This is a genomic window from Microbacterium sp. UBA837 (assembly GCF_002296025.1).
In the GTDB taxonomy this organism is placed as follows: Bacteria; Actinomycetota; Actinomycetes; order Actinomycetales; family Microbacteriaceae; genus Microbacterium.
Map to the genome: position 1 here is coordinate 1 of NZ_DBHD01000186.1, position 9,575 is coordinate 9,575.

Annotated in this window: 7 protein-coding genes and 2 pseudogenes; 3 read left to right on the top strand and 6 right to left on the bottom strand. The window is 68.5% G+C overall.

What is annotated here, in order from left to right; translation table 11 throughout:
- A pseudogene (locus B3587_RS13355) lies at positions 1-314 on the top strand (preprotein translocase YidC); the annotation flags it as partial.
- 62 nt (positions 315-376) lie between these two features.
- Here B3587_RS13355 and B3587_RS13360 read toward each other — a convergent pair.
- Together B3587_RS13360 and B3587_RS13365 are read right to left on the bottom strand one after the other, a co-directional pair.
- Positions 377-4,102, bottom strand: coding sequence for a proline dehydrogenase family protein (locus B3587_RS13360; RefSeq protein ID WP_228178379.1), 3,726 nt, complete (start codon positions 4,100-4,102; stop codon positions 377-379).
- A 167-nt stretch (positions 4,103-4,269) separates the two neighbouring features.
- Positions 4,270-4,830, bottom strand: a complete 561-nt coding sequence (locus B3587_RS13365) for an acyl-CoA thioesterase (RefSeq protein ID WP_292729494.1) — start codon at positions 4,828-4,830, stop codon at positions 4,270-4,272.
- Positions 4,831-4,962: 132 nt separating this feature from the next.
- Between B3587_RS13365 and B3587_RS13370 the strand changes: the two genes are divergently transcribed.
- Together B3587_RS13370 and cofE are read left to right on the top strand one after the other, a co-directional pair.
- A complete protein-coding gene (locus tag B3587_RS13370) occupies positions 4,963-5,469 on the top strand; it encodes a GNAT family N-acetyltransferase (protein ID WP_228178377.1) in 507 nt (168 codons plus the stop codon).
- A gap of 55 nt (positions 5,470-5,524) precedes the next feature.
- Positions 5,525-6,316 (top strand): coenzyme F420-0:L-glutamate ligase, encoded by a 792-nt coding sequence (gene cofE / locus B3587_RS13375; RefSeq protein WP_292729502.1) that lies wholly within the window; start codon positions 5,525-5,527, stop codon positions 6,314-6,316.
- A gap of 26 nt (positions 6,317-6,342) precedes the next feature.
- On the opposite strand, the gene B3587_RS13380 is transcribed toward cofE, so the two are convergent.
- The 4 genes and pseudogenes from B3587_RS13380 to B3587_RS13395 form a co-directional block, all read right to left on the bottom strand.
- The gene (locus tag B3587_RS13380; protein WP_292729496.1) at positions 6,343-7,218 is read right to left on the bottom strand and encodes a hypothetical protein; all 876 of its coding nucleotides are present in this window, start codon (positions 7,216-7,218) and stop codon (positions 6,343-6,345) included.
- Positions 7,215-7,892, bottom strand: coding sequence for a response regulator transcription factor (locus B3587_RS13385; protein WP_228178375.1), 678 nt, complete (start codon positions 7,890-7,892; stop codon positions 7,215-7,217). The genes B3587_RS13380 and B3587_RS13385 overlap by 4 nt, the downstream gene beginning before the upstream one ends.
- Entirely contained in the window at positions 7,880-9,145 is a 1,266-nt protein-coding gene (locus B3587_RS13390; RefSeq protein ID WP_292729499.1) for a sensor histidine kinase, read from the bottom strand. Before B3587_RS13390 ends, B3587_RS13385 begins: the two co-directional genes overlap by 13 nt.
- Positions 9,146-9,274: 129 nt before the next feature.
- A pseudogene (locus B3587_RS13395) lies at positions 9,275-9,575 on the bottom strand (cytochrome b/b6 domain-containing protein); the annotation flags it as partial.

Genomic DNA, 9,575 nt, shown 5'->3' on the forward strand with positions numbered 1-9,575 from the left:
CTCTCGGTACGAGCCTCGTGGGGTCCGCCGGCGTCTTCTCGGTCGAGACGGCTGTCGTGTTCGGCACCCTCATGGTGCTGATGGCAGCAGTCGCCGAGGTCACGCGGCGCATTTTCCGCCCGGCGGTTCCCGCAGAGCCGGATGCCTCGCCCTTGGCATCCGGCGGCGTGCAGCGTGCGCTCGGGTTCTTGCCGTACCTGTCCGTCGTGTTCGCGGCGTTCGTGCCACTGGCCGCCGCGCTCTATCTCGCCGTGACAGTCACTTGGACGCTCGGCCAGCGCTGGGTTCTGCGGCGTCGCTACCCGCTCGAGTGATGTCGCGTTCGCAACGGCGCCGCGTTACGCAGAATCTGCGCCGTTGCGACCACCATCGCCCCTCAGATGACGTCCGCCGACCACGCGTCGGGGTTGCCGAAGCGGTGGGCGGTAATGGTGATCGACTGCTCGTGCAGGAACGGGAGCAGCTCGATGCGGCCCGCCGTTGTCACCTCGTTGTCATAGATCGCGACATCCGGGTCTCCGCCGACGGCCTCGGCGAGCGCGGAATGCAATGCCGCGACGGCGACGGCGCCGCCGACCAAGCGCACCCGGGGCGGGCGGGTCGGCCTGGGCTCGCCGGCGACGGCATCCGCGACATCCTGCTCGGGACGAGCGACGCGGTCGAGCCACTCGTCCTCGGTCTCGACGAAGATGTTCACGTCCTGGTCGCTGAGCGCTCGACGCACCGCCGCGGGCAGGCCGACAGGAGCACTGACGGTGGTCGCCGACCCGGTGCGGATGCCGGCAAGGATGACGCGCAGCAGCGCCTGCCACGTCGCATCCCCCGTCGCCCGGATCGCGACCTCGACGGGCCGGTAGCGGAAGAGGTTGCGCTCCACGCCCAGCCGCGAGACATCCGTCACCCGCCCGAACTCCTCGTTCCAGGCGACCGCGTCCGAGAGCGCGGCGCGGCGAAGCCACTCGAACGCGGGGTAATCGAGTGATGCCTGGGCAGCCTCGATCACCGTCGTGATGCGCGAATCGAGACCACGCAAGTGCAGCGTGGACGAGGGGGCACCGGCATCCGTCCCCCGCCACTTCCCGAGGCCGATGAGGTAATTCGGTCCGCCGGCCTTCGTGCCGGGACCGACCGACGAGCGCTTCCAGCCACCGAACGGCTGCCGCTGCACGATCGCGCCCGTGATCCCGCGGTTCACATAGAGGTTGCCCGCCTCGACGCGGTCGAGCCACATCGCGAGGTCGTCGGGGTTCTGGGTATACAGACCCGCCGTGAGTCCGTACGCGACGGCGTTCTGGAGTTCGATCGCGTGCCCGAGGGAGTTCGCGTGCATGATCCCGAGCACGGGCCCGAAAAACTCCTCCAGGTGCACGCGCGACCCGGGCTGCACCCCGACACGGATGCCGGGACGGAAGAACCGGCCGGCATACTCAGGCCCGACATCCAGCGGCTCGGGCCTGACGAGCCACTGCTCGCCCTCGTCGAGGGTGGTCAGAGCCCACTGCAGCTTTCCGCGTGGCGGTTCGATGACCGGCCCCATCTCGGAGCGCGGATCGGTCGGCGGTCCTACCCGCAGCGACGTCGCGGCATCCACGAGCTGACGCGCGAAGCGCTCCGAGCGCCCGACGGGGCCGACGAGGATCGCGAGCGACGCCGCGGAGCACTTCTGACCCGCGTGTCCGAAGGCGCTCTTGATGAGATCGGATGCCGCGATGTCCAGATCCGCAGACGGCATGATCACCATCGCGTTCTTGCCGCTCGTTTCAGCGAGCAGCGGCAGGTCGGGGCGCCAGGAGCGGAAGAGAGATGCCGTCTCGAAGGAGCCGGTCAGGATGACGCGATCGACATCCGGGTGCGAGACCAGCTGCTGCCCGAGGCCGCCCTCGTCGATGTCGACCAGGGCGAGGACGTCACGCGGAACGCCTGCCGACCACAGCGCCTCGGCTACTACTGCCGCGCAGCGCCTCGCCTGCGGCGCCGGCTTGAAGATCACTCCGGAGCCCGCGGCGAGCGCAGCAAGCACTCCGCCCGCGGGTATCGCGATCGGGAAGTTCCACGGCGGGGTGACGACGGTCACCCGCGCGGGCACGAAGACCGCACCGCTCACCCGATCGAGTTCCCTCGCCGTTGCGGCGTAGTAGTTGGCGAAGTCGACAGCCTCGCTCACCTCGACGTCAGCCTCGGCGAACACCTTGCCCGTCTCGGATCCGGCGACCTCGATCAGCTCACCGCGCCGGGCCTCCAGCGCCCGGGCCGCCGCCTGCAGCACCGCCGACCGGTCTGCTGCCGGCATGGCGCCCCACCGAGGCGCCGCGTCGCGAACACCCGCAATGATCTCTTCGAGCCGCTCGGCATCCGTGACCCGGAATGCCTCGATCGTGTCATCCCCCGCCGTCGAGACCGCCATGCGCTCGAGAACCTGCCTGGCCCATTCGCGGTTCGCCGGGAGTGCCGGGTCAGTGTCACGCGCGTTTCGGAACCCCGGCGCGCCGGCTGCGACTCCGTCAGACTCGGTCGCGGAATAGATCGCCGTCTCGACGTACTCAACGCCACCGAAGCGTGCGATGCCATCATCGGATGCCGCGGAGCTGGCGATCCCGAGCACGGCCTGGGTCAAACCCCCGACCTGGGGCGGCGGCGAGTCGCGAAGAATACGTGGTTCGGTGGCCCTGTCTGCGGCTTGCTCGTCCGCGCGGTTCTGGCGGCGGTTGGGTCCGGTCGGAAGCCCGGGATCGGCGGCGCGCTCGAGGGATGCGACGAAACGATCCCGCTCGCGCTCGAACAGCGCAGGATCGTCGGCGAGGTCGAACGCTGCCGACAAGAAGTTCTCACTCGACGCGTTCTCTTCGAGCCGGCGCACGAGATAGCTGATCGCGACATCGAACTCCTGCGGGTGCACGACCGGCACGTACAGGAGCACGTGTCCGACCTCGCGGGAGATCGCCGCGACCTGGCCCTGCGCCATGCCGAGGAGCATCTCGATCTCGATGTCCTCGCGTACTCCGCGCTCGCCCGCGAGCAGCCACGCGTAGGCGATGTCGAACAGGTTGTGCCCTGCGACGCCGAGCCTCACGGCATCCGTGTTCTTCGGCTGCAGCGCCTCGTCGAGGCAGCGCAGATAGTTCGCGTCGGCGTCGACCTTGCGGTCGTAGGTTGCCAGCGACCAGTCGTGCATGATCGCATCGACGCGCTCCATCGCGAGGTTCGCGCCCTTGACGAGCCGGATCTTGATGCGAGCACCACCATCAGCCACCCGCTGGCGCGCCCACGCGGTCAGCTCTCGCAGTGCCGGCAGGGCATCGGGTAGATAAGCCTGCAGCACGATCCCCGCCTCGAGATCGCGGAGCCGCTCGTCTTCGAGGATGCGAGTGAACACCGCGATCGTGAGGTCGAGGTCGCGGTACTCCTCCATGTCGAGGTTGATGAAGGTGCGGCCGCCGTTCTCGGGCAGTCCCGCCGCCGCGGTGAGGTACAGCGGCGTGAGGCGCTCGACGACGGCATCCACGATCTCATCGAAGGCCCACATCGAGATGTGACTCGCGATCGCCGAGACCTTCACCGAGACGTAGTCGACATCGGGCCGACGGATGAGGTCGTGGATGCCCTCGAGTCGGCGCAGCGCCTCGCGCTCACCGAGCACTGCCTCGCCCAGCAGGTTGAGGTTCAGCTTGGCGCCGCCCTCGCGGAGCGCTGCTATTGCGGGGCCGAGCTTGTCGGGCCGTGCGTCGACGACGAGGTGCGAGACCATCTCGCGCAGGGCGCGGCGGGCTATCGGCACGACGGGGGAAGGGAGCACGGGCGCCACTGCCCCACCGACCTTGACGGCGCCGCGCAGGTACCACGGCAGGAACTCCGGCGCGAGCGGGGCGATCCGCGACAGCGTGGATGCCGCCGCCGTCAGACTCTCAGGGCGCATGACGCCGTCGACGAACCCAATCGTGAAGGGCAGACCGTTCGGATCCTTGAGGACTCCGGCGAGGCGCTGCGCCGAGGCATCCGCGGGGAACTCGGCGGCTTCGGCGACCCAGCGTGCGGCGAGGTCGATCGCGCGCGGCGCCAGGTCGCCCGACGGCGCGGATGGCGCCGTGTCGGGGGTCTCCTGCATGCGATCAGCCTACGTCCGGCCGGCCCGCGGAACAGGTTGCGCGGCGGCGGTCTTCTCGGGACGTGGCTAACTCCGCAACTCCGCCCCGAATCAGCATCCGGAACGCAATAAACCCCGCCATGAGGCCCGGGGCTGAGGAGTTAGCGACGCCGCGTCCGCGAGCCCGATCAGGCCCAGATGCTGGGCGCCTCGGCCTTGGTGGGCGGGAGGGCAGATGCCGCTGCCCAGTCGTGGATCCAGGACGAGACGTCCGGGGTGTCGTCGGGGCGGCCGACGGCGGCGAAGAACTCGTCGTGGCTGACCGTGCCGCCCGCGCGCTTGAGCATCCGCGACCGGATGATCGCGCGGGCGAAGATCTCGCCGTTTACGACCGCGCGATGCTCCAGATACAGCGCCTTATCGTCGTGACCGATGAAGCGCGACTCGACGTCGAAACGCTGCCAGAGCTGGAGGGATTTGCGAAAAGAGATCGTCTCGCTCGAGACCACGGCGTACCAGCCCTGCTCGCGCATCGCGTCAAGCAGGCCCGAGCGCACCAGCAAGTCCCACCGGCCGAGGTCGAACAGCGACAGATATCGTCCATTGTTCATGTGGCGCAGGATGTCGATATCTGTCGGCAGCGTCGTCAAGCGAATCCGCGCAACGCCCGTGGGTGAGACCAGACCCTCTCGGCGCTTGCGCCACCGGGCTCGCCAGATCACCAGCATCGTTCGCCACATCACGTTCACGAGGGGCGATGCTAGGGGAGAACGCATCGACGGGGTACGCGGTTGTGGGATTCCCACAGCACAAACCCGCCGCATCCGCCCCGGCTTTGCGCCGATTTCTTTCCCGCGTGATCGCCCGCGTAGAGTCTGGCCATGAACGCCGAAACGCAGACGGATGTCATCGTCAGGCCCGTGCGCGATGTCGACGCACAGGAACTCGGTCGCGTCCACGCGACGTGCTGGCACGAGACCTACGACCACCTCATCAGCAAGGCAGCTCTCGAGAATGTCTCACCGAAGAGACTTGCCGAGCTGTGGACGCACTGGGCAGCCCAGGGTGAGGAATACCGCATGAGCGCGGCGCTCGTCGACGGCGAGATCATCGGCTTCGTCGGTTCCGGGCCCGCCCGGGACGAGGATGCTCCGCGTGAGCGCGAGCTGTACTTCATCTATCTGCTGCACCGGTTCCACGGCACCGGTGTGGGCCAGCTCCTGTTCGACGCAGCGATCGAAGAGGGCGAAGGGGTGTACCTGTGGGTCGCCGCTGATAACCCCCGCGCACATCGGTTCTACACCCGAAACGGTTTCGCTCTGGACGGAGCAACCCACGACGAGGCGTTCCTCGGCGAGTCGCTGACTGAGGTGCGCTTCGTCCGGTGACACGCTCCCGCTCGGTCGAGCGTGACGGCTCGACGCGAACTGAACGTCCGTGACGATGCTGCAGATCTGGGCGCTCGACGGCATTCGCGAGATCGTCGCCGGAGATGACCTCGTCGCTCTGATCGGCGCCGCCGCCGGAGACTCGCTTGTCGACGGTGACATCCTGGTGGTCACCTCCAAGATCATCTCGAAGGCCGAAGATCGATTCGTCGCCGCCGCCGACCGCGAGGAAGCGATCACCGCCGAGACTGTGCGTGTCGTCGCCACGCGGGTCGCGGCATCCGGTCATACCACCCGCATCGTCGAGAACCGTCTGGGAATCATCGCGGCGGCCGCAGGCGTCGACGCATCAAACACGCCCGACGGGACGGTGCTGCTGCTTCCCATCGATCCGGATGCCTCGGCCCGCGCCCTCGCCGCGGGGCTACGCGAGGCAACCGGCGCCGAGGTCGGCGTCATCATCAGCGACACCCTCGGGCGCGCGTGGCGCGAGGGCCAGACGGATGCCGCGATCGGCGCGGCCGGCATCCGAGTGTTCGACGACCTGCGCGGCGGCACGGATGCCGAGGGCCGGCCGCTCGTGGTGACGATGCCGTGCGTCGCCGACGAGCTCGCTGCAGCTGCCGACCTTGTGAAGGGAAAGACCGGACGCACGCCGGTTGCCGTCATTCGGGGACGAAGCGACCTCGTGGGTTCGCTCGAGCTGCCCGGTGCCCATTCGATCATCCGAGCACGCGAGCACGACATGTTCCACACCGGCGCCGCGGAGTCGTACGCCGCCGGCCGCGCCGCGGGGCTCGTTGCGGCTCGGGAGGCGATCGACGGCGACGGAGGGGCGAAGCTCTGAGCTTCCCCCCTCCGTCGCTTTTCGCATCAGCGTGCGGCGCGCAGCATCACCTGTCCGGCCGAGACCTCCACTGAGATCGTGCTGTCAGCGCCGGGATCGCTGCCGAGCTGATTGCGGAAGTTGCCGGCTGAGACGTCAGAGGTGACGTCGTACGCCCCGTCGGGAACGACGAGGGTGAGCGAACCCGCGCTCACTCCGGCACGGATGTCGCTGGGCTGAGCCCCACTGAACGCGGCATCCATCGACCCGGCGCTGACCGTCAGGTCCGCGGTGTCAACATCCGCGAGGTTGAGCACTGCGCGCCCCGCAGACAGGTCGACCGACACGTCCTCGGCGGATCCGTCGAGCGTGAGCTCCCCCGCACCGACAGTGAGGTCGACGAGACCGAAGTCGCCGTCGGCGCGCAGTGACCCAGCCGCCATCTGCACGTCGGCGTCGAGGCCCTCGAGACTGTCAGGCAGGACGAGCACGGCGCGGCCGCTGCCGCCGAAGATCCATCCCATCCCCCATTCCCAGCTCGGGGAGGCGACCGTGAGGGTGTCACCGGCACGCTCGAGAGTCCAGCGATCACCACCGAAGGGTGCGGTGATCTCGAGCTCTGCCTCGTCGACATCCGCGTACTCGACGGTCAACGACCCGGCGTTCAACTCAATCGAGAGGGCGTCGACTCCAGCCACGGCGACGGTCGACGAGGCAGTGGAAACGGCAGCTGCCCGGATCGTGCTGAATACCGCACCGACGATCGTGCCGAGCACGATCAGCGCGCCAAGGACGATGATCAGGATCGCGACGACGGTGGAGGATCCGCGTGGTCCGGAAGACGCGGGCTCGGAGCCGGGAGCCGGGGCATCGGGGCCTTGCGGCGAGGTGGGAGCGGGTGGCGGTGTGAGGTTCGTGGTCATGACAGTTCTCCCGTCTGGGGCGGCATCCCGCCGTGAGCGATGTGGGCGAGGGCCGCGAGCACCCGCCGGTTGCCGGAGTCGTCCTGCTCGAGTTCGAGCTTCTGGAAAACCGCCGTGATGTGTTTTTCGACGCTGCCCTCGCTGATGTGGAGGGTGCGCCCGATGGCCTGGTTGGACTTGCCTTCGGCGATGAGTGCGAGCACCGTGGCCTCGCGGTCGGTCAGCCGCTGCATCCGCTCATCCCGGGCTCGCCTGCCCAGCAACTGGGCGACGACCTCGGGGTCGAAGACAGTCCCTCCTGCCGCGATGTCGTCGACGGACTCGAGGAACTCGGCCACGTCGGCTACCCGGTCTTTCAGCAGATAGCCGAGGGCGCCGCCGCGTCCGGCGATGAGCTCGCTCGCGTACCGTTCCTCCACATACTGCGAGAGCACCAGGACGGGAAGATCGGGGCGCGACGCGCGAAGGCTGACTGCAGCACGGATGCCTTCATCGGTGCGGGTCGGGGGAAGGCGAACGTCCAGGATGCACAGCTGAGGGTCGAGGTCAGCTACCGCGTCGGTCAGGCCGTCGGTGTCGCCGAGAGCGGCGACCACCTCGTGCCCGGCATCCTCGAGCAGGCGGACCAGACCCTCCCGCAGCAGGACGGAGTCTTCGCAGATCACGATGCGCATGGCAGGCTCACTTCCACGGTCGTCGGGCCGCCGACGGGACTGTCAACGGAGAAGGTGCCGCCGGCGCCGAGAGCACGGTTCGAAATGCCGTCCAGTCCCCCGCCGGGAATGACCTGGGCACCGCCGATGCCGTTGTCTTCGACGCGGGCCCAGAGCACTCCTCCCTCGCGCTGGCGCACCAGCACCCGCGCTTCGGTCGCACGCGAGTGCTTTGCCGCGTTGGTGAGCGCTTCCGCGATCACGAAGTAGGCGGCGGCCTCCGCTGTCGGTGCGCAGCGCTCGGTGATCCTCACGTCGAGCACAACGGGCACGGGCGACCGGGCAGCCAGGGCGGATAGCGCAGCATCCAGTCCGCGGTCGTCGAGCACGGAGGTGTGGATGCCGCGCGCCAGCTGCCGCAGCTCGGTGATCGCCGCCTTCGTCGAGGTGTGGGCCTCGGCGATGAGCTCTTTGGCTGCAGCGGGATCGGAGTCGATCTTCTGCTGCGCCAGTCCCAGGGTCATCCCCACCGAGACGAGCCGGGGTTGAACACCGTCGTGCAGGTCGCGTTCGATGCGCGTCCGCTCGACGTCGGCGGCGCGCACGGCGCCCGCCCGCTGAGCCTGCGACTGTCGCGCCTGCTCTGCCAGCAGCGCCTCCTGCGAGGGGATCATGATCGCGCGGGCGAGCACCCCGTGCAAGAAAGCCAGTCCCACGATCGTCGCGACGGCGACCAGGGCAACCACAATGCCCACCGGAACCGCCCAGGCCGTGGACACGTCGATCCACGTGCTGCCCAGGCGAACGGCATCCGCGGTACCGGCGTACATCGGCGAGAACGCGAGCGCCACACCCGAGGCGGTCACCCCAACCAGGCTCAGCACCACCCAGCCGAGGATCGTCGCGATGGCGCCGTTGGCGACCGCCCGCCACATGCCGGGATCGATGAATTGCAGCCAGATCGTGTGGAGGAAGCCGCCGAACCCGGTCTTCGGACTGCGGCGCGGGCGGCGTGGGGGAAGCCCGAAGCGGTAGAGCCCGTCGATCCGGGCGTTCTCGAGCCAGCTCAGTGCGAAGAGCGCATACACAAAGGCGAGCAGGAAGAGCAGTCCGATACCGATCACCGGTAGCAGCCCCACCCCGAGACCCAGGAGGGTCATGAGGATGGCGAAGACCCCCGGGCCGATCAGGCCGAGCGCCGCGAGTTGGGCGATCGCGCCGGCGATCCGCGCGGGCGTCGCGACGGGCCGTGGCGGCGAATACGTTGTCGTCATTCCTCCACGGTAGGTTCCGGCATCCGTTCTTCGCGTCCCTGCCAGCCGGTCGAATCGTGGGGGGATATCCCCCGACATCCGGCCGGGTTCGCCGGGACCCAGCACGGATGCCGCGGCAAATCCACCGTCTCAGCGACTCGAGACCGTCCCGAACAGACGCGCGATCGGAGCCAGCACGAGAGGACGGGCGGCGACCCAGGCTCCCGCGATGACAACCAGCGACAAGACGAACAGCCAGAAACCGACCCAGTTGTCGGCGTCGGTTGCCGCATACATGTGGTTGAGGTTCCGCAGCGCCCCCGTCGCGAACACGAGGATGACGTGAATGATGATGAACACGACGAAGTACAGCATCACCGGGAAGTGAACCTTCCGCGCCCACTCGACCGGGTAGGCCTTGTTCAGTGCCTTCGCGTTCTTCGGCCAGATC

Bases quoted from the DNA above. Each gene is read 5' to 3' on its own strand.
- B3587_RS13380 (WP_292729496.1), bottom strand. From the start codon at position 7,218: ATGACCACGAACCTCACACCGCCACCCGCTCCCACCTCGCCGCAAGGC.
- B3587_RS13370 (WP_228178377.1), top strand. From the start codon at position 4,963: ATGAACGCCGAAACGCAGACGGATGTCATCGTCAGGCCCGTGCGCGAT.
- B3587_RS13360 (WP_228178379.1), bottom strand. From the start codon at position 4,102: ATGCAGGAGACCCCCGACACGGCGCCATCCGCGCCGTCGGGCGACCTG.
- B3587_RS13385 (WP_228178375.1), bottom strand. From the start codon at position 7,892: ATGCGCATCGTGATCTGCGAAGACTCCGTCCTGCTGCGGGAGGGTCTG.
- cofE (WP_292729502.1), top strand. From the start codon at position 5,525: ATGCTGCAGATCTGGGCGCTCGACGGCATTCGCGAGATCGTCGCCGGA.
- B3587_RS13390 (WP_292729499.1), bottom strand. From the start codon at position 9,145: ATGACGACAACGTATTCGCCGCCACGGCCCGTCGCGACGCCCGCGCGG.